Here is a 19,020-nt window from a genome sequence, read left to right on the forward strand (position 1 = left end):
CGGGAGGCTATCGTGCGGCGTGTCCCAGGCTTTTCGTTGTTCATCGTTCTGCTCGTAGCGGTATGCGCCACCGCGGGCGCGGCCGACGCGCAGGAGCGATATCCGGTCGAATTCAACTTCTTCGCGGGCATTCCCGCAGAACTGTCCAATCCGGGCGGCTCGCTGCCCGGCACCAACGACTGGTCCTGCCGGCCCAGCTCCGAGCATCCGAACCCGGTGGTCCTCGTGCACGGCACGGGCGGTGGCGCACAGACGAATTGGGGCGTGTACGCGCCGTTGCTCGCCAACGAGGGCTACTGCGTGTACTCGTCCACGTTCGGCGCCTACAACCTGCCGTGGCCCGCCTCGGCCATCGGGGGCATGCTCCCGATCGAGCAGAGCGCGGCCCAGCTCGCCGTTTTCGTCGACCGGGTGCGCGCGGCGACCGGCGCGCGGAAGGTCGATCTCGTCGGCCATTCCCAGGGCAACTTCATCGGCAACTACTTCGTCAAACGGCTCGCGGGCGCGGGCAAGGTGGACAAGATGGTCGGTCTGGCCCCGCCGTGGCAGGGCTCGAACGCCTATGGCATGGCGGACCTGAACGCGTTCGGTACGCGCCTGGGCCTCGGCCCGCTGTTCGACGCCGTGGCCGGATCGCCCTGCAATGCCTGCCGCCAGGTGCTGCAAGGGTCGGAGTTCGTGCGCGCGCTCAACGCGGACGGCGTCTACCACCCCGACGTGACCTACACCAATATCGCGACCGTGCTGGACGAACTGGTGGTGCCGTACACCTCCGGATTGGTCACCGGCCCGCACGTGACGAACATCGTGGTTCAGGACGGCTGCTCGACGGACTACTCTGGGCATACGGGCATAGCGGGCAGCAAGAGGGCCGCGACCTACGTGCTCAACGCGCTCGATCCCGCTCATCAACGCCCGGTGCCCTGCGGTTTCGTCGACCCGTACACGGGGTAGGCAGCCGAGGTCGTACGTGTGCGGCGCGGATCCGGTCGGCGGACGGTTTGTTCGCTGAGGGCAAAACCCGGCCGGAAACGAATCCCCCGCCGCCCACGTTATGAGTGAATGACCGTGCTGTCGCCGGTCGGCAATAGGGTGGACCGGCGGCGGTGGCATCCCCCGCCAACTAGAGTGGAGGCGGGGGCCGCAACCCCCGGGCTTCATGGCAGGCTGACGCCCACGGTTGTTGTACACAGCACACTGCGGCGTCTGTTGCCAGAATGTCGGAGCAGGAGAGTGAGGGAGCGATGTTCGAGAGGTTCACCGACCGCGCGAGGCGTGTCGTTGTCCTGGCCCAGGAAGAGGCCCGGATGCTCAACCACAACTACATCGGCACCGAGCACATCCTGCTGGGGCTGATTCACGAGGGTGAGGGCGTCGCGGCCAAGTCGCTGGAGTCGCTCGGCATTTCGCTGGAAGGCGTGCGTAGCCAGGTGGAGGAGATCATCGGCCAGGGCCAGCAGGCCCCGTCCGGTCACATCCCGTTCACCCCGCGCGCCAAGAAGGTGCTGGAGCTGAGCCTTCGCGAGGCGCTGCAGCTCGGTCACAACTACATCGGCACCGAGCACATCCTGCTCGGCCTCATCCGTGAGGGTGAGGGTGTGGCGGCGCAGGTGCTGGTGAAGCTGGGCGCCGATCTCAATCGTGTGCGCCAGCAGGTCATCCAGTTGCTGTCCGGGTACCAGGGCAAGGAGCCGGTGGAATCCGGTTCCCGCGGCGAGGCGGGCACCCCGTCCACCTCGCTGGTGCTCGATCAGTTCGGCCGCAACCTGACGCAGGCCGCGCTCGAGGGCAAGCTCGACCCGGTCATCGGCCGCTCGAAGGAGATCGAGCGCGTCATGCAGGTGCTCAGCCGCCGTACCAAGAACAACCCGGTGCTGATCGGCGAGCCCGGCGTCGGCAAGACCGCCGTCGTCGAGGGGCTCGCGCAGGCCATCGTCAACGGCGAGGTCCCCGAGACGCTGAAGGACAAGCAGCTCTACACCCTCGACCTGGGCTCCCTGGTCGCGGGCAGCCGCTACCGCGGTGACTTCGAAGAGCGCCTGAAGAAGGTGCTCAAGGAGATCAACACCCGCGGCGACATCATCCTGTTCATCGACGAGCTGCACACGCTGGTCGGTGCGGGCGCCGCCGAGGGCGCCATCGATGCGGCCTCGATCCTGAAGCCGAAGCTGGCCCGCGGCGAGCTGCAGACCATCGGCGCGACCACCCTCGACGAGTACCGCAAGTACATCGAGAAGGACGCCGCCCTGGAGCGCCGGTTCCAGCCGGTGCAGGTCGGCGAGCCGACCGTCGAGCACACCATCAACATCCTCAAGGGTCTGCGCGACCGCTACGAGGCGCACCACCGCGTCTCCATCACCGACGGCGCGCTGGTGGCCGCCGCCACCTTGGCCGACCGCTACATCAACGACCGGTTCCTGCCGGACAAGGCGATCGACCTGATCGATGAGGCGGGCGCGCGGATGCGCATCCGTCGCATGACCGCGCCGCCGGACCTGCGCGAGTTCGACGACAAGATCGCCGAGGCGCGCCGGGAGAAGGAGTCCGCGATCGACGCGCAGGACTTCGAGAAGGCCGCGCGACTGCGTGACAAGGAGAAGCAGCTCCTCGCCAAGCGGGCCGAGCGGGAGAAGCAGTGGCGCTCCGGTGACCTGGACGTCGTGGCCGAGGTCGACGACGAGCAGATCGCCGAGGTGCTGGCGAACTGGACCGGTATCCCGGTGTTCAAGCTCACCGAGGAGGAGACCACCCGTCTGCTCCGTATGGAGGACGAGCTGCACAAGCGGATCATCGGCCAGGAGGACGCGGTCAAGGCCGTCTCCAAGGCCATCCGCCGTACCCGTGCCGGCCTGAAGGACCCGAAGCGTCCGTCCGGTTCGTTCATCTTCGCCGGCCCGTCCGGCGTCGGTAAGACCGAGCTGTCCAAGGCACTGGCGAACTTCTTGTTCGGCGACGACGACGCGCTCATCCAGATCGACATGGGCGAGTTCCATGACCGCTTCACCGCCTCGCGGCTGTTCGGCGCCCCTCCGGGCTACGTCGGCTACGAGGAGGGCGGCCAGCTCACCGAGAAGGTGCGCCGCAAGCCGTTCTCGGTCGTGCTGTTCGACGAGATCGAGAAGGCCCACCAGGAGATCTACAACACCCTGTTGCAGGTGCTGGAGGACGGCCGCCTCACCGACGGCCAGGGCCGGACCGTGGACTTCAAGAACACGGTGCTGATCTTCACCTCGAACCTCGGCACCTCGGACATCTCGAAGGCCGTCGGCCTGGGCTTCTCGCAGTCCAACAACGAGGGCTCGAACTACGAGCGGATGAAGCTCAAGGTCAACGACGAGCTGAAGAAGCACTTCCGGCCCGAGTTCCTCAACCGCATCGATGACGTGATCGTCTTCCACCAGCTCACCAACGAGCAGATCGTCGAGATGGTGGACCTGATGATCGGCCGCGTCGCCACGCAGCTGAAGAACAAGGACATGGCGATCGAGCTCACCCCGACCGCCAAGAACCTGCTGGCCAAGCGCGGCTTCGATCCCGTGCTCGGTGCCCGGCCGCTGCGCCGCACCATCCAGCGCGAGATCGAGGACCAGCTGTCGGAGAAGATCCTCTTCGGCGAGATCGGTCCCGGCCAGGTCATCCAGGTCGATGTCGAGGGCTGGGACGGCGAGGGCTCCGGCGAGGACGCCAAGTTCACCTTCACCGGCAAGGCGAAGCTGACCAAGGCGCAGTCCGAGGAGAAGCCCGAAGTCGTGCTGACCGGCGCGGCGGAAGGCGCCACCGAGGCTGCCTCGGGCGAGTAAGTCGCGAAAGAAAGCCCGTGCCCACCGTATGGCGGTTGGCACGGGCTTTTCGTGTTCCGGTGGCAGATCGCGTCAGGAACTCGATGCGGTGAAGTGAGCGAGGATCGGTGCGAAGTCGTCGGCGAGTTCGCCGGGCACGATCACCTCGTCGATGCCGTACTTCTCCCGGCGGTGCTCGAGGATCTCGGCGGCGGCCGACGGCTCCGCCGGAAGCATGCCCGCCGCGCCCCCGTCCCTGAGCTCGTCGGCGTTCCGGCCGAGCTTCGTCGCGGTCCAGATCGGGAGCCGCTGCCCGATGCCGACCACCTGATGGGTGAAGCGCAGGGGGCGGTCGGTGCCCTCTCGCGTGGTGCGAACCAAGTCGGCCAACTCGGCCTCCGTGGCGGCGGGCCCCGCGGCGAGCAGGATGCGGTCGGCGAATTCCGCCGCGGTCCCCAGCATCCTGGGGCCGTTGGCGGCGATCACGATCGGCGGGGCGGGGTTCACTTCAGCGCGCACGGCGGCGATGGTGGCGACCACCTGCGCGCGTCGTTGTCCGGGCGAACCCCAGGACGCCCCCAGCCACTGCGCTTCGGCGGCGGCGTCCGGTCGCCCCGAGCCGATCCCGAGTTCGAAGCGCCCGTCCGACAGTAGTTGCAGGGCCGCGGTCTCGCGGACGGTGGCGGCGGGGGTGCGCAGCGGTGCGGCGAGGACGTTCGGGCGCAAGCGAATGGTCGTGGTGACGGCGGCCGCGGCGGCGAGGGCCGGGAACGGTGAGGGGGTGAACCGGGTGTCGGGCAGCAGAAGGGTCCGGTAGCCGCGCTGTTCGGCGGCGGCGGCCGCGCGCGCCCAGTCGACTCCCGAGCGCGGGGTGAGGACGATTCCGAAGGTTATGGTCATGGGTGGGATCTCCTGATCTACTGCTTGCCGCGGCGCCGCGGTTCGCTCAGGACGGCGAGCCTGCTGCGGTATTGCTCCTCCGTGATCTCGCCGCGAGCGAACGCGGTGCGCAGCGCGCCGATACCGCTCGCACGCCCGATGAACCGCCGCCGGGCGAACACCAGCACCGCCACGACGGTCAGCCAGAACAACAGGGGGAAGATCCAGAAGAACGGCCAGGGGTGCCAGGCGCCGTCGTAGTGGTCGGCCAGGAAACCCACTGCCTCGGGTCGAGTGAAAATGTTCATGCGAAAAGACTGCGCCGAGGGGCCCGTCCGGGCATCGGTCGCGCGTCGTCACTCGGAATACGTTCGGATACGTACGCTCGAAGTGGCTCGTGGTCCTTGCACGAGGATTTACCAATTATTTGCTGAGGCGCGTTATCCCTGCAAAATAGCGTTCGCTGAAGAATTGCCATCGGACGATATCCCGGCGTTGGGGTGCCGGCGCCGTACCAATTTCGGCGTCGTCCGCCTCTGCCGACGGCAGCCACGCGAACAACATGGGAAGGCGATGTGCGAGCCGTAGCGTCCGCTGGAATCATTGAGAAATGAATTTGATCGGCAAGAACCGTTCCTCACTGCCAGCCCGGGCGGACGAGCCCTGATTCATAGGCCAGCACCACCAACTGGGTGCGGTCCCTGGCGTGCAGTTTGGTGAGAATCCGGCTGACGTGGGTGCGGGCGGTCGCGGGACTCATGTAGAGGCGTTCCCCGATTTCGGCATTGGTCAGTCCCTCGGCGACCAGAGCCATCACCTCGCGTTCGCGGTCGGTGAGCTCGGCCAGCGTGGCGGGCGGCGGTGTTTTGGCGCGCGCGGAGAACTCCGTGATCAGTCTGCGGGTCACGCCGGGGGACAGCAGCGCGTCGCCCGCGGCGACCACCCGGACGGCTCGTACGAGATCGGCCGGTTCGGTGTGCTTGACCAGGAATCCGGCCGCGCCGGAGCGCAGCGCCTCGAAGACGTACTCGTCGAGCTCGAAGGTGGTCAGCACGACCACGCGCACCTCGGCCAGCCGCGGGTCCTCGGCGATCATGCGGGTGGCGGCCAAACCGTCCAGGATGGGCATGCGGATGTCCATCAGGACCACGTCGGGGCGCAGGCTGCGGGTCATCCGCACGGCCTGCTCGCCGTTGTCCGCCTCGCCGACCACCTCGATGCCGTCCTGGGCGTCCAGCAGCGCGACGAAACCGCCGCGCACCAACGCCTGGTCGTCGGCCACCAGCACCCGGATGCCGCCGGACGGAGTGGACGCCGAGTCCGCCTGGGCCGGATCTTGGTCGTGCATCGGTCTCCTCTGCGTGGGGCCGCCTCGTCGCGGTCAGTGCTGCGCGCGACCGCCGGAGGTGCTCGGCCGACCGGTGGTATCGGCGGGTCGGCCCGGCGACTCGGCCTCGCTGGGGCCGGTGGTGGTCGACGTGCCCGCGGCGGTGGAGCGCGATGTCTCGGCGTCGGTCGGCGAAGCGCCCGGCCTCTGCGCGCCCGGTTCCGTCACGCGCGATGCTGTGCCGTTTTGCGCGGTTCTTCGCGCTGTGGCGGCGCTGGGTATCCGTGTGCTGGTCGCGGAGTCCTGCTCCGGCGCCGTGTTCCGTGCATGCGTTGGTGATGTCGCGGTGTTGTGGACTCGAGCTTCTGATACCGCGTTGTTCCTTGCCTGTCCTGGTGATGTCGCGTTGTTCCGGGCCTGCGCTTTCGACGCCCCGGTGTTCTTGGCCTGCGTTGGTGACGCCGTGCCGTTCCGAGTCGGCGTTTCGGATGAAGCCGAGTCGGTCCCGGCAGCGCCGGGTTCGGGTGTCCTCATCGGAAGCCGCGCCGCGACCCGGAACCCGCCGCTGGGGCGCGGGCCCGCGGTGAGCGCGCCGCCGAGGGCGTGGGCGCGCTCGCGCATGCCGATGATGCCGTTGCCGCCGCCGGTGCCGGAGCGCGTGGGGGCACTGGTCGGGCGGCTGTTGTCTACGGTGATGTCGACCGAGTCCGGGGTGTAGCGCACGGTCACCGTGGCCTCGGCTCCTGGTGCGTGGCGGAGCACGTTGGTCAGCGACTCCTGCACGATCCGCGCCGCCGCCACGTCGATCACGCTGGGCAACTGCTGCGGCGTGCCGAGCACTCGCGTGCCGACCGTCAGTCCGGTGGCGCGCGGGCGCTGCAACAAGTCGTCCAAGTCGCCGATGCTCGGCGCGGGAGCCCGCGGTGCGGGCGGCGGCTCGGCAGCTGTCGTGCGGGGGGCGCTCTCCTCCGCGTCAGCCGAAGGCATCTGCTCGGCCGAAGTTGTGGGCGCGCTGCCGGAACGGATCGTGTGCAGGAGCGCGTGCACCTCGGCGAGAGCGTCGCGACTGGCGTTCTTGATCGCAGTGAGCGCCGTCTCCGCCTGCTCCGGGCGTTTGTCGAGCAGTTCCAGGGCCACCGAGGACTGCACGTTGATCATCGAAAGGCTGTGGGCAAGCACGTCGTGCAGCTCGCGGGCGATGGCGAGCCGCTCTTCGCTGGCTCGCCGCTCGCGCTGCGCTTCCTCGTCCCGCTGCGCGGCCTCGGCGCGCTGCCTGCGCGCGACCAGCACGGCCTTGCGCTGCCGGATGCCCTCGGCCGCCAGCAGCAGCACCGACAGCCACGCCATCAGCGCGAACACCTGCCACAGGTCGGCGGGGCGGCCCAGCAGCGCGGGCAGCGGCCAGACCAGCGCCAGATACCCGAGCGGGACCAGCGGATAGGTCCACCACCGTGATCCGCTGCCGCTCGCGGCGGTCAAGAACGCGACGACCAGTGCGACGAAGATCGGGCCGTACCCGTAGCCCCGCAGGAAGTACGCCAGACATACGGCGAGCACGACGATCAGCACGGGCACCGGCTGTACGCGCCGCCAGACCAACGCCACCGGCCCGGCCAGCAGCAGCACGTAACCGAGCGCGTCGAGGGAGTGCACTCCGGTCTGCCGCATATTCGCGAAAGTGCCTCCGACCACTTGAACCGCGGCGACGACGAGCGCGACGCCCCAGTCCCAGCCGACCGAACTCCGATCCGTAATCCCTGCCACCCGCACGCACGTAGCCTATGCGGCCCGGTCGTGATTCGACGTCCGCCTGGGAACGTATTTCGCCGGAATAGCGCCGATTCGGATATTCGCCGACGGATCGGCCTCCCCGGACACGACCGCGCGCCGGCTGACTCGGCACGGCCGCGCAGCCGCGAACGACGGCCGTCGTTCCAGCTACGTATGCCGATCGTCGCCCGGCGACGGATGTCCGCATCGGGTCGGCGGCGGATTCTCGAGGCATGACAGATTCGATCGTGGTCACCCGCGGGTTGACCAAACGCTACGGGGAGCACACCGCTGTCGACGATGTGAGCATGAGCGTCGCGGCCGGCGAGATCTACGGCTTCCTCGGCCCGAACGGCGCGGGCAAGACCACCACACTGCGCATGCTGGCCGGGCTGATCCGTCCGAGTGAAGGCACGGCCACGGTCGCGGGGCGTCGTCCCGGTGATCCCGCGGTGGTCCGCCGGATCGGCGTGCTCATCGAAGGCCCCGGCTTCTACCCGTACCTTTCCGGCCGGGACAACCTGCGCGTGCTCGCCCAGTATCGCGGGCTCGGGCGGCCGGAGGTGGAGGACGTGCTCGATCGGGTGGGGCTGGCGAGTCGCGCCGAGGACAAATACCGCACGTACTCGCTGGGCATGAAGCAGCGCCTCGGCGTGGGCGCCGCCCTGCTCGGCGATCCGGACTTGCTGATCCTGGACGAGCCGACGAATGGCCTCGACCCCGCCGGTATGGCCGAAATGCGGGACCTCATCACCACTTCGGCCGCCGAGGGTCGCACGGTGCTGCTGTCGAGCCACATGCTGAGCGAAGTGCAGGCGATCTGCGACCGGGTGGGCGTGATCGCGCAGGGCAGGCTGCTCACCGAAGCGACTGTCGCGGAGTTGCGCGGGAACTCGTCGCTGCTGCTGCGGGCCGAGCCGGTGGAGGTGGCCTTCCCCGCGGTGCGGCGGCTGGTGGGCGAACGCTCGGCGCTGCTGACCGCGAAGGGCATCCGGATCGAGTCGGACATCGTCACCGCCCCCGCGGTGGCCCGCGCGGTCGTGGCGGCGGGCGCGGATCTGCTGGAGCTGCGGGCCGACGAGAAGTCCCTGGAGGAAGTGTTCTTCGAGATGACGCGATGGGAGGCCGCGCGATGAACGGCATGGCGATCCGCGACCTGGTCGCGAGCACGAAGGCCGAAATGCTGCGGCTGCGGAAGTGGCCGGCGTTCTGGATCGTGCTCGGCACGTGGATTCTGCTGAATCTCACATTCGCCTATCTGTTCAACTATCTGGCCTACACCTCGGGGGAATCGAGCCGGATGTCCAACGGACTGCCGCGCGAGGCTCTGCTGCGACAGATGTTGCCCGCCGCGGTGCCCGAAGTGTTCACCCAAGGCATGGCCATGTTCGGCGGCGCGTTGATGCTCATCCTCGGCGCCTTGACGGTCGGCAGCGGGTATGGCTGGGGCACCTGGAAGACCGTGTTCACGCAGGGGCCTTCGCGGGTGCGGGCGGTCGCCGCGGTGGTGGTGAGTCTCGCGGCCGTGGTGGTGGCGTTGGTGTGCACGGCGTTCGTCACCGACATCGCGGTGGCCGCGCTGATCGCGGCGTCCCAGTCGCAGCCGCTCGACCTGCCCGCGCTGGACCGTTCACTGCTCGGGATCCTCACGGGAGTACTCATTCTCGGCATGTGGACACTGGCGGGCGCGCTGATCGGCGCGATCGCCCGTGGGCCCGCGTCGGCGGTGGGGCTCGGCCTGGTCTGGGTGCTGGTGGTGGAGAATCTGCTGCGCGGCGTCGCCGGGATCTTCGCTCCGATCGAGGTGATCACCGATCATCTGCCCGGCACGGCGGCCGGGTCGCTGGCGGGGGCGATGCGCACTGTGGACGGTCCTGCCACGCCAGGCGTGCTGCACGTGCTCGGCCGGACCGAATCGCTGGTCGTACTGGTGGCCTACCTGGTGCTGTTCGCGGGCGGCACGATCTGGCTACTGCGCGAACGCGATCTGGTGTGAACCACGAGGGGTGCCGAAACCGTCGGTGGGCGTTGTCCACCGGCGGTTTCGTTGTGGAGGGACTCGGCGGCCGTGCTCATCTCCGGGCGAGCACCGTTTCGGCGATCACGCGGAGTGCGTCGGTGATCTGTCCGGAAGTCAGGCCGCGCTCGCGTTGCTGCCGGTAGACCTCGGCCGCCAGGGGTGCGAGGAGCGGGTCGACCAGCGCGTCCGGTTCGCGAATCCCGGCCGCCGCCAGCAGCGCTCGCACGTGGGCGTACCAGAATCCGTAAGCCCCGGTCGCGAAGCGAGCCCCGCCGATCTCCGCGCCGAGCGCCAGATGGGCGTGCGCGTCCAGCAATTCGACCATCGCGGCGTAGAACGCGGCCAGTCTCTGCCCGGGCGGAGCTCCGGGCCCGAGCGGCGGCGGACCGGAGAGCAGTTTCTCTTGCAGTGCTCGCTCGTGTTCGTCCAGCAGGGCTACGGCGACCGAATTCGTGTCCGGATACCGCCGGTACAGGGTGCCGCGGCCGACGCCCGCGGCCTTCGCGATGTCGTCCATCGTCACCGTGCGTGGGTCCCGGGTGGCGAACAACTCGGCCGCGGCGGCGAGGACTTTGGCTCGGTTGCGGGCCGCGTCCGCGCGTTCCGGGGGAGCCGACCGGCCCGGACCGAGGCCGGCGAGCAGATCGGATCGGTGGTGCATGCCGTGACTGTAGCCGATCCCGCGATAAGTGGACAACGTGTCCGTATTGCGAGTACGGTGGGCCCGTCGCTAATCGGACAGTTTGTCCACTTAATTGGAGGTCGGACCATGAGCACTCTGTTGCACGTAGACGCCAGCGCCCGGCGGCGGTCGATCAGCCGGGAACTGAGCGGCGCCTTCGCCGACGCGTGGCGCGCGGGGCATCCGGATGGCGGCTACCACTACCGCGACCTCGCCGCCGAGCCGGTGCCCTTCATCGGCGAGGCGTGGACCGAGCTGTGTGACGCCGTGCTCGCCTTGCCGAGCACCGACCCGGCGCGGCTCGGGGCCTTGGTGCGCACCCCGGAGCAGGCCGCCGCGTGGAAGGTCGTCGAGCCGTTGCTCGCCGAGTTGCTCGCGGCCGATGTGATCCTGATCGGCACCCCGATGTACAACTACTCGATCCCGGCCTCGCTCAAAGCGTGGCTGGACCAGGTGACCTTTCCGCGAATGTCGCTGGGCCACCGTCGGTTCGTCGTGACGAGCGCGCGCGGCGGCGCTTACTCGCCCGGCGCCCCCAAAGCCGCCTACGACTATCAGGAGCGTTTCCTGCGCGACTTCTTCGCGGGCCATTTCGCCGTATCCGATACCGTTTTCGTGCAGGCGGAACTGGCGAATGCCCGTCAGGACCCGGCGCTGGCGCACCTGCGCGCCGAGCACGAGACGTCGTACGCGGGCGCTTTGGCCGCCGCCCGCGCTCTGGCCGGGGAGTACTGACATGAACTGGGTGGTTCTCGCCGCCGCCGGGCTCGTGGAGATCGTCTGGTCGCAGAGCATCAAACCGACCGAGAATTTCACCAGGCTCGTCCCCACCCTGGTCTGTTTCCTGCTCGGCGCGACCGCTGTCTATCTGCTGTCGCGCGCCATGCAGACGTTGCCGGTCGGCACCGCCTACGCGGTCTTCACCGGCATCGGCGCGCTCGGCGCGATCACCCTCGGCATCGTCGTCCACAAGGACCCGCTGGGCATCGGGCGCATGCTGGCGCTCGCGTTGATCCTCGGCGGCATCGTGCTGGCCAGGATCACGAACCCGGAGTAGGACCCTCGACCGCCCGGATTCGCTTGGGCGTGGGGCACTTACCGCAGACGCGCCCGCCGTGTTCGAGCCCCTGCGTCGCGGCGAACGCGATCGGTGAACCGGTGGGCCGGGGCGCGTCGGCCGGGGTAGGTTCGTCCTGAATCGTCAAACGATCATCGGCGAAAGGACCGTGATGCCCACACGTACCGCGCGTACTGCCTGGACCGGCACCCTGCAGGAGGGTTCGGGACAGGTCGAACTGGCCAGTTCGGGGGTCGGTAAGTACGACGTGTCGTTTCCCAAGCGTTCCGCCGAGGAGGCCGACGGCACCACCAGCCCGGAAGAACTGATCGCGGCCGCGCACTCGTCCTGCTACGCGATGGCGCTGTCGGCGCAGATCGGCAACGCGGGCGGCACCCCGGAGAGCCTGGACGTCGCCGCCGATGTGACCCTCGGCCCCGACCCGGCTGGCGGCTTCCGGATCACCGGGATCAAGCTGACCGTCCGCGGTCGCGTCTCGGGCATCGACGCGGACGCCTTCCAGGCCGCGGCCGAGGCCGCCAAGGCAGGCTGCCCGGTGAGCAAGGCCCTCGCCGGCGTCGACCACATCACCCTCGACGCGGCCCTCGCCTAGCGCGCCGGTGCCCCGCACCCGCCACGGGCGCGGGGCACGAAGCGTGCTCGGGGATCAGTGCTCGCGGAAGTAGCGGCGCGCGGGCCGGGTGTAGAGCGCCGGGATGGCGATCAGCACGGCAATGACGTGAACCGTGCGGAAGGCGGCGAGCAGCAGCGACGCGGGTGCGGCATCCCGTACGAGGTCACGCAGTTCGTTCGCGGACATGGCCGCTGCGAGCGGCTCGATGATCAACGACAACAGGCCGAAGACGCCGATGCCGACGGTGAGCAGCAGGCGGGCCCAGCGGTCGCCGCGAGTCATACGCACCGCGACGGCGAGCACCAGAAGGTAGATCGCCATGCGGAGGCCCAGCCCGTTCGTGACGCTCGCCAGGTCGGCTCGGGGGGACACGAAGGCCCGCGCGATCGCCTCGGCGACGCCCGCGACCAATGCCACGACCAGTGCGACGAACGCGACACGGACGGCGCGCGGTGGTCCAGCGGGGTAGACGCGCGGTGGCTTGGTTCGGACGGAAGAGGCAGTGCCGGTCATGGGACCGACACTGCCTCAATGCTGCTAAGCGCGAATCACTCCGCGGTAGCGGCCGCGACCGGTACCGGGGTATCGGTGCGTGTCGCGAACTCGCTGAGCGCCGCGAAACCGAGGGCCAGGCAGGCCCACAGGGTCGCGGTCTCGGCCAGCGACGCCACCCGGAACTGCCACAGCAGGGTGGCCGGGAAGTCCGCGCTCACCTCGTTCACCCCGGGCAGCAGGATGTAGCCGAGCGTGGTCACCAGGACGAACGCCGCGACGCCACCGATCAACCGGAACGTGGGAAGTCGCCCGCGCAGCGCGGTGAACACCGCCACCGCCGCGCCGACAGCCACGAGGCCCAGCACGACCGCCGCCACCCACAGCAGGGTGCGCTCATCGATGGTGTCCGGGTCGCCGACCGCCGGTGGGTTGGCCGGGTACTTGAAGAAGGGCACCGCGACGATCGCGGCCCAACCCGCCGCGCCGAGCGCCAGTGCGAGCCGTGGCCCGGTCAGCGCGGTGTGGCGCCGCGCGAAATGCGCGACCGATGCGTAGATGGCGCCGAGCGCGAGCCCGGCCAGCCCGAGCGCGAGAAATTGCCCGAACTTCTGGCCGCCACGGCTCACCAGCGGTTCTTCCTCGTCACCGTGGGAATGCCCACCCGGGGATTGGGCGTGCTCGCCGTGCGAGTGCGGCGATTCGGCTTGTTCGCCGTGCGCGTGTTCGGTGGCGGAGCCTGCTTCCTCGATGGCGATGGCGGCGTCCACCTTGGGTTCACCGACGAAGTAACCGACTGTGGCGGCCAGCAGTCCGGCGATCAGACCGGCCAGCAGGCCGCGCAGCAGCAGTGTTCGGAGCGAACCGATCAGTGGCACGGAAGCCCCAGCAGGTGGCGTCCGTCGTGCATCAACTCATGCAGGTACATCCCGCTGCGCGAGATGACGCCCTGGTCGAACCCGACCAGGTACAGCGTGAGCAGTGCGAGAAGAACGACACCGACCGTGACGAGCACGGTGGCCAGGGAATCGGTTGCCCGGCTGGGTGAATGCGCGATGGCCATTCGAGTCCTCCTTGGGATACGCGTCCCGTCGGGTGGTGGCGCGACGGTGCCGGTGTCTGGCTTTCCGGCACCGGACTCGGTGCGTGGAACACAGTGGCGCGACCGCTCCGGAATCTCACCGGAATTACCGCGTCACCCTCGCGTTTGTCCTTCGAACTGTGACACCCGCACGGCCCCGGCGTCAACCGGGTCCGGCACGGGCGTACCACGGCGTCGGGCGAGTCGCCGGGCAGGCGGGCCTGCCCGGCGGTAGGTCTCGGACTCAGTTCGCGGGCTTCGCGTCGACGTCGAGCACGACCTCGAACTCGAGCAGGGACGCACCCGTCGAGACCGGCTTCTGCCGCTCGCCCGCGTGCGCCTCGCGCGCGGGCCCGTCCCGCCAAGCCGCGAAGGATTCTTCCGAATCCCATTGGGTCACCACGAAATAGCGCTTCTCGCCGGCCACCGGACGCAGCAGCTGGAAGCCGAGGAAGCCGGGGGAATTCTCGACCGCGTGCGCGCGGTGGGCGAACCGCTTCTCCAGCTCGGGGCCCGCGCCCTCGGGAACCTCGATCGCGTTGATCTTCACAACAGCCATGCGTCCAAGCTAGCGGCTGCTGCCGAGCAGACGCTCGGTGACTCGTATTGTCGAGACGATGTTGTACGACGAAGGCGGAGCAGGCGCGCCGATCCTGCTGCTGCACGGACTGATGGGCAGCGCGCGCACCTGGCGCGATCAGCTGGGCTGGCTGCGCGAACACGGCCACGTCTACACCTTCGACGCCGCCGGGCACGGCAGGCCCGCACCCGAGCGACTGACGACCGAGGCTTTCGTGGCCGACCTCGCCGCGAGCACCGCCGGGATCGCCGAGCCGATGGTGGTGATCGGTCATTCGATGGGCGCGCTGCACGGCTGGGTGTTCGCCGCGACCCACCCCGAGCGGGTCCGGGCGCTGGTGATCGAGGACATCGCGCCGGACTTCACCGGCCGCACCGCCGCGCACTGGGCGGCCATGATCGAGGCTTGGCCGCAACCGTTTCCCGACGACGAGGCGGTGCTGTCCTTCTTCGGACCGGTCGCCGGGCGGTACTTCCTGAATTCGTTCGAGCGCGGGCCGGAGGGATACCGGCTGCACGGTTCGGTCACCACCTTCCGCGATATCTCCGAGGAGTGGGGAACGCGCGACTTCTGGCGGCAATGGCATGCGGTGCGAGTCCCCGCCCTGCTGCTGGAAGGCGAGCACAGCATCACCCCGCCTGGGCAGATGCGGCAGATGGCCGCCGCCCATCCGGACGCCGACTACGTCCTCGTCCCCGGCGCGGGCCACCTCGTGCACGATGACCAACCGGAGCGTTATCGAGCCGAAGTCGAGCGCTTCTTGCGCCGGGTATCGGGCAGTTAGGAACTTCGGCGCTTCCGTCGCGCGGCCCGATGTCGGTTCAGCTGATCGCCCCGGGGTGCCCGCCCTCGCCCGCCAAGGCGAACAAACCATCGGGTGTCTGCTCGATCAGACCGTCCACCAGCAGCGAATCCAGAGCGCGGTCGCGCTGGCCCGGATCGCGGGTCCACGCCAAATCCAGGCGCACCCGTTCCACCGGACCGCTGGCGTGCCGCAAAACGTCGAGCAGGCGACCGCGCGCTTGCCGGTCGGTGCCCTCGTACTTCTGAGCGCGGCGGACCACATCGCTCACCGGACGGCCCGCCGCGACCCAGGCGCAGCTCGGCAACGGGCAGCGCGAGCAGTCGGGCGTGCGGGCAGTGCACACGGTCGCGCCGAGCTCCATCAGGGCGGCGGAGAACACCGCGGCGCGATCGACCTGGAGCGGCAGCAGCGCCTCGGTTTCGGGGAGGTCCCGCGACGACGGATTGCCCGCTTCCGCGCGCCCGTGCACCGCCCTGGCAACCACCCGGCGGACATTGGTGTCCACCACCGGAACACGCTGACCGTAGGCGAAACAGGCGACGGCGCGCGCGGTGTAGGCACCGATACCGGGCAGCCCGAGCAGCACCTCCACGTCGGCAGGCACCTCGTCACCGTGCTCGGCCGCCAATACCCGGGCGCACTCGTGCAGCCGCAGCGCGCGGCGCGGATAGCCGAGCTTGCCCCAGGCGCGCAGCACTTCCGCCTGCGACGAGGCGGCCATCGCCGAGGGCACCGGCCAGCGCGCCACCCACTCCCGCCAGATCGGTTCCACCCGCGCGACCGGCGTTTGCTGCAGCATGATCTCGCTCATCAGAATCTGCCACGCGGTGACGCCGGCGCGGCGCCACGGCAGATCGCGCGCGGTCGCTCCGTACCAGTCCAGCAACGTGTCCGCGTCGATGCCATTCGGTGCGCCGTTCCGCACTGTCCTCACTGTCCCCGTCCTACGGCCGCCAGGCGGTATTTGCCCACCCGTAACCGACCTAACTCGCTGGTAGCGCAACCGTCCTGCACAATGGTCGGTATGCCGGATTCCAACCCGATCAGTGCCTGGAAGTCCCTGCGTGAAGGCAACGACCGCTTCGTCAGTGGTGCGCTGCTGCATCCTAGCCAGGGTGCCGCGGACCGGGCCAAACTTGTCAGTGGCCAGCATCCGCACGCGATCTTGTTCGGTTGCGGTGACTCACGGGTCGCCGCCGAATTGATCTTCGACCAAGGTCTCGGCGACATGTTCGTGGTACGCACCGCGGGCCATGTGGTCGACAGCTCGGTGCTCGGTTCGATCGAGTACGGGGTGCAGGTGCTCAACGTGCCGCTCATCGTAGTGCTGGGGCACGACAGCTGCGGAGCCGTGAAGGCGACCATCGACGCGCTCGACGGCGGCGAGGTCCCCGGCGGGTTCATCCGCAGCGTGGTCGAGCGGGTCACCCCGTCCATCCTGGTCGGACGCCGCGAAGGACTGTCCACCGTCGACGAGATCGAGGCCAGGCACGTGGTGGAGACCAGCCGCCTGCTCATGCAGCGGTCGATGATCATCTCGCAGGCGGTCGCGACCGGCGCGTGCGCCATCGCCTCCGTGACCTACAAGCTGGCCGAGGGCAAAGTGCAGCTGCACCGGGTCGTCGGCAACATCGGCGAGGAGGCCTGAGGCCGCGATCGGCCCAGCGTGCCGGCGGAATGTACTCGCCGCCCGCGGGTGCGGGCGGCCGACACGCCGTGCCCCTGAGACGATGCGCCCGACGATGCCCTTACCGTTGAGGCGTGCTGGAACCGAATGGACCGCTGCCACCGGAGATCTACTGGCGTCGACGCGTGTTCGCCATCGGAATCCTGGTGGTCGCCCTGGCGCTGGTGATCTGGGTCGTGCTCGCCGTCGCGCGCGGCGGCGACTCACCCGGTGACGCCCGCACCGCCGGGTCCAGCACGGTCACGGCGAAGCCCGCCGACGCCGCGGCCAAGCCGTCGGGCGAGTCCGGCGCGCCGAAGACCTCCGCGGCGGCGAGCAGCGCCGCGGCGGGGCCATGCCCGGACCAGTCGCTGGCGATCAAGGTGACCGTCGAGCAGCCCACCTACAAGACGGGCGAGCAGCCGGTGTTCGGAATCGTCATCACCAACATCTCGGCGGTGCCGTGCACCCGCGACATGGGCTCCGGCCTGCAACAGGTTTCGGTGCACACGCTCGACGGCCAGCGGCGCCTGTGGTCGAGCACCGACTGCTATCCGGACGGGCAGCCCGACGTCCGCACGATGAGCCGCGGTGAACAGGCGGCGTTCACGGTGACCTGGTCGGGCACCACGTCCCAGCCCAACTGCGCGGGCGAACGCGTCCAGGTTCCCCCGGGGGCGTACAGCGTTGTGGCGCAACTCGGTTCGGTACGCAGCATGGCGGAGCCGTTCAACATCGCTTGACGAGGAGCGGTCAGCTGGCGGCTTCTTCGGGTGCGGCGCGTAGTTTGCGCAGGCCGGCTATGCGGATGGCGGAGCGGAGGTCGGTGACCTCGTAGATCTTCATGGTGCTCCGCACCGGCGCGAGGCCGGGCGGCACCAGGGCGGTGGTGAAACCGAGCCGTTCGGCTTCGGCCAGCCGCCGGTTGAGGCCGGTCACTTTACGGACCTCGCCCGCGAGCCCGACCTCGCCGAGGATCACCCAGCCCGGCGGGATCGGAACGTCGGACTCGGCACTGGCGATGGCGAGCGCGATGGCCAGGTCGGCGGACGGCTCGACCAGCCGCATGCCGCCGACCGTCGCGGCGTAGACGTCGCTCTTGCCGAGAAACACCCGGCCCCGGCTCTGCAGGACGGCCAGCACCATGGCGACCCGGTTGTAGTCCAGGCCGCTCACCGCGCGGCGCGGCTGCGGGATCTCGGTCTTCACGGTCAGGCCCTGCACCTCGCCGACCAGCGGACGCTTGCCGTCCATCGCGACGGTCACCGCGGTGCCCGGCACGGAATCCGTCCGATGGTGCAGGAACAGTCCGGACGGGTCGTCGACGCAGGCGATGCCGTCCTCGTGCAACTCGAAGCAGCCCACCTCGTCGGCGCTGCCGAAGCGGTTCTTGATGCCGCGCACCATGCGCAGTGTGGAGTTCTTGTCGCCTTCGAACTGCAGGACCACGTCGACCAAGTGCTCGAGCGTGCGCGGGCCCGCGACATTGCCGTCTTTGGTGACGTGCCCGACCAGCAGCACCGCGATCCCGCTCGCCTTGGCCAGCGAGGTCAGCGCGGCGGTCACCTCGCGGACCTGGGTGACGCCGCCGATCACGCCGTCCACCTCCGGCGCGAGCATCGTCTGCACCGAGTCGACCACCAGCAGCGTCGGGCGCACCTGCTCGACATGCCCGAGCACGATCGACAGGTCCGATTCCGCGGCCAGATAGACCCGGTCGTGCACCGCGCCGGTGCGGTCGGCCCGCAACCGGACCTGCCCCGCCGACTCCTCGGCGGTGACGTACAGCGACTTCTCCTCGCGCTGGGCCGCCCAGCGATGCGCCACCTCGAGCAGCAGCGTCGACTTGCCCACCCCCGGCTCGCCGGACAGCAACACCACCGATCCGGGCACCACCCCGCCGCCGAGCACCCGGTCCAGCTCGCTGACGCCGGTCGGCCGCGCTTTGGTGACCTTGGAATCGATCTGCGAGATCGGCGCGGCCGCAGTACTGGGCAACATCGCCTTCCGCCCCGGAGCCCCGACCGCCCCCGCCCCTGCCACTATCTCGTCGACGGTGCCCCAGGCCCCGCACTCAGGACACTTGCCCACCCACTTGGCGACTTCGTGCGAACAGGCGGAGCACCGAAAGGTCGGCTTGGTCTTTGCCACACGGGCACCATACGCACCAACCCCGACAGTGTTGGATTTGCCGCGACTGCGTCGCGGCGTGTTCGCGGCCCTCTTGTGGCTCGCGTTTGCGCGACCG

General features: G+C 69.3%; 21 protein-coding genes. 10 read left to right on the plus strand and 11 right to left on the minus strand.

Annotated elements, in window-relative coordinates; genetic code table 11:
* Positions 1–36 precede the first annotated feature (36 nt).
* Positions 37–954: an esterase/lipase family protein gene (locus tag QMG86_RS00500; protein WP_434086144.1), complete on the plus strand. Its 918-nt coding sequence runs from the start codon at positions 37–39 to the stop codon at positions 952–954.
* Between the two features lie 290 nt (positions 955–1,244).
* Entirely contained in the window at positions 1,245–3,800 is a 2,556-nt protein-coding gene (locus QMG86_RS00505; protein ID WP_281877001.1) for an ATP-dependent Clp protease ATP-binding subunit, read from the plus strand.
* A gap of 72 nt (positions 3,801–3,872) precedes the next feature.
* Here the strand turns inward: QMG86_RS00505 and QMG86_RS00510 are convergent, their stop codons facing one another.
* From QMG86_RS00510 to QMG86_RS00525, 4 genes are all read right to left on the minus strand, one after another.
* Positions 3,873–4,679, minus strand: a complete 807-nt coding sequence (locus tag QMG86_RS00510; protein WP_281877002.1) for an LLM class flavin-dependent oxidoreductase — start codon at positions 4,677–4,679, stop codon at positions 3,873–3,875.
* Between the two features lie 17 nt (positions 4,680–4,696).
* Positions 4,697–4,966, minus strand: a complete 270-nt coding sequence (locus QMG86_RS00515; protein ID WP_281877003.1) for an SHOCT domain-containing protein — start codon at positions 4,964–4,966, stop codon at positions 4,697–4,699.
* A 329-nt stretch (positions 4,967–5,295) separates the two neighbouring features.
* Complete coding sequence (locus tag QMG86_RS00520; RefSeq protein WP_281877004.1) at positions 5,296–6,006, minus strand: response regulator transcription factor; 711 nt, start codon at positions 6,004–6,006, stop codon at positions 5,296–5,298.
* Between the two features lie 33 nt (positions 6,007–6,039).
* Positions 6,040–7,755: a histidine kinase gene (locus tag QMG86_RS00525; RefSeq protein WP_281877005.1), complete on the minus strand. Its 1,716-nt coding sequence runs from the start codon at positions 7,753–7,755 to the stop codon at positions 6,040–6,042.
* 233 nt (positions 7,756–7,988) lie between these two features.
* On the opposite strand from QMG86_RS00525, the gene QMG86_RS00530 reads away from it, so the two are divergent.
* On the plus strand, positions 7,989–8,891 hold the full coding sequence (locus tag QMG86_RS00530) for an ABC transporter ATP-binding protein (protein WP_281877006.1): 903 nt from the start codon (positions 7,989–7,991) through the stop codon (positions 8,889–8,891).
* Complete coding sequence (locus QMG86_RS00535; protein WP_350356362.1) at positions 8,888–9,751, plus strand: ABC transporter permease; 864 nt, start codon at positions 8,888–8,890, stop codon at positions 9,749–9,751. Before QMG86_RS00530 ends, QMG86_RS00535 begins: the two co-directional genes overlap by 4 nt.
* Before the next feature lie 76 nt (positions 9,752–9,827).
* On the opposite strand, the gene QMG86_RS00540 is transcribed toward QMG86_RS00535, so the two are convergent.
* Positions 9,828–10,436 carry a TetR/AcrR family transcriptional regulator gene (locus tag QMG86_RS00540; protein WP_281877007.1) on the minus strand — a complete coding sequence of 203 codons (609 nt, stop codon included), beginning with the start codon at positions 10,434–10,436 and terminating at the stop codon, positions 9,828–9,830.
* 108 nt (positions 10,437–10,544) lie between these two features.
* On the opposite strand from QMG86_RS00540, the gene QMG86_RS00545 reads away from it, so the two are divergent.
* The 3 genes from QMG86_RS00545 (at position 10,545) to QMG86_RS00555 (ending at position 12,127) form a co-directional block, all read left to right on the plus strand.
* Positions 10,545–11,192: an FMN-dependent NADH-azoreductase gene (locus QMG86_RS00545; protein WP_281877009.1), complete on the plus strand. Its 648-nt coding sequence runs from the start codon at positions 10,545–10,547 to the stop codon at positions 11,190–11,192.
* 1 nt (position 11,193) lies between these two features.
* On the plus strand, positions 11,194–11,514 hold the full coding sequence (locus tag QMG86_RS00550) for a DMT family transporter (protein ID WP_281877011.1): 321 nt from the start codon (positions 11,194–11,196) through the stop codon (positions 11,512–11,514).
* Between the two features lie 172 nt (positions 11,515–11,686).
* Positions 11,687–12,127: an OsmC family peroxiredoxin gene (locus QMG86_RS00555; RefSeq protein ID WP_281877013.1), complete on the plus strand. Its 441-nt coding sequence runs from the start codon at positions 11,687–11,689 to the stop codon at positions 12,125–12,127.
* A gap of 54 nt (positions 12,128–12,181) precedes the next feature.
* On the opposite strand, the gene QMG86_RS00560 is transcribed toward QMG86_RS00555, so the two are convergent.
* The 4 genes from QMG86_RS00560 to mhuD form a co-directional block, all read right to left on the minus strand.
* On the minus strand, positions 12,182–12,661 hold the full coding sequence (locus QMG86_RS00560; protein ID WP_281877014.1) for a hypothetical protein: 480 nt from the start codon (positions 12,659–12,661) through the stop codon (positions 12,182–12,184).
* 35 nt (positions 12,662–12,696) lie between these two features.
* Complete coding sequence (locus QMG86_RS00565; protein WP_281877016.1) at positions 12,697–13,518, minus strand: CbtA family protein; 822 nt, start codon at positions 13,516–13,518, stop codon at positions 12,697–12,699.
* The gene (locus QMG86_RS00570; protein ID WP_039794710.1) at positions 13,509–13,703 is read right to left on the minus strand and encodes a CbtB domain-containing protein; all 195 of its coding nucleotides are present in this window, start codon (positions 13,701–13,703) and stop codon (positions 13,509–13,511) included. The genes QMG86_RS00565 and QMG86_RS00570 overlap by 10 nt, the downstream gene beginning before the upstream one ends.
* A 262-nt stretch (positions 13,704–13,965) precedes the next feature.
* On the minus strand, positions 13,966–14,280 hold the full coding sequence (gene mhuD, locus QMG86_RS00575; RefSeq protein ID WP_039794711.1) for a mycobilin-forming heme oxygenase MhuD: 315 nt from the start codon (positions 14,278–14,280) through the stop codon (positions 13,966–13,968).
* A gap of 58 nt (positions 14,281–14,338) precedes the next feature.
* Between mhuD and QMG86_RS00580 the strand changes: the two genes are divergently transcribed.
* A complete protein-coding gene (locus tag QMG86_RS00580; RefSeq protein WP_281877018.1) occupies positions 14,339–15,085 on the plus strand; it encodes an alpha/beta fold hydrolase in 747 nt (248 codons plus the stop codon).
* A 37-nt stretch (positions 15,086–15,122) separates the two neighbouring features.
* Here the strand turns inward: QMG86_RS00580 and QMG86_RS00585 are convergent, their stop codons facing one another.
* Positions 15,123–16,040 (minus strand): HhH-GPD family protein, encoded by a 918-nt coding sequence (locus tag QMG86_RS00585; protein ID WP_281877020.1) that lies wholly within the window; start codon positions 16,038–16,040, stop codon positions 15,123–15,125.
* A 90-nt stretch (positions 16,041–16,130) separates the two neighbouring features.
* Here QMG86_RS00585 and QMG86_RS00590 point away from each other — a divergent pair, with 90 nt between their 5' ends.
* Both QMG86_RS00590 and QMG86_RS00595 read left to right on the plus strand, forming a co-directional pair.
* The gene (locus tag QMG86_RS00590; protein ID WP_063022306.1) at positions 16,131–16,754 is read left to right on the plus strand and encodes a carbonic anhydrase; all 624 of its coding nucleotides are present in this window, start codon (positions 16,131–16,133) and stop codon (positions 16,752–16,754) included.
* Positions 16,755–16,867: 113 nt separating this feature from the next.
* On the plus strand, positions 16,868–17,515 hold the full coding sequence (locus QMG86_RS00595) for a T9SS type B sorting domain-containing protein (RefSeq protein WP_281877021.1): 648 nt from the start codon (positions 16,868–16,870) through the stop codon (positions 17,513–17,515).
* 10 nt (positions 17,516–17,525) lie between these two features.
* Here the strand turns inward: QMG86_RS00595 and radA are convergent, their stop codons facing one another.
* Positions 17,526–18,923: a DNA repair protein RadA gene (gene radA / locus QMG86_RS00600; protein ID WP_281877022.1), complete on the minus strand. Its 1,398-nt coding sequence runs from the start codon at positions 18,921–18,923 to the stop codon at positions 17,526–17,528.
* Positions 18,924–19,020 lie beyond the last annotated feature (97 nt).

The sequence above is a fragment of the Nocardia sputorum genome (assembly GCF_027924405.1).
GTDB classification, from domain to species: Bacteria; Actinomycetota; Actinomycetes; order Mycobacteriales; family Mycobacteriaceae; genus Nocardia; species Nocardia sputorum.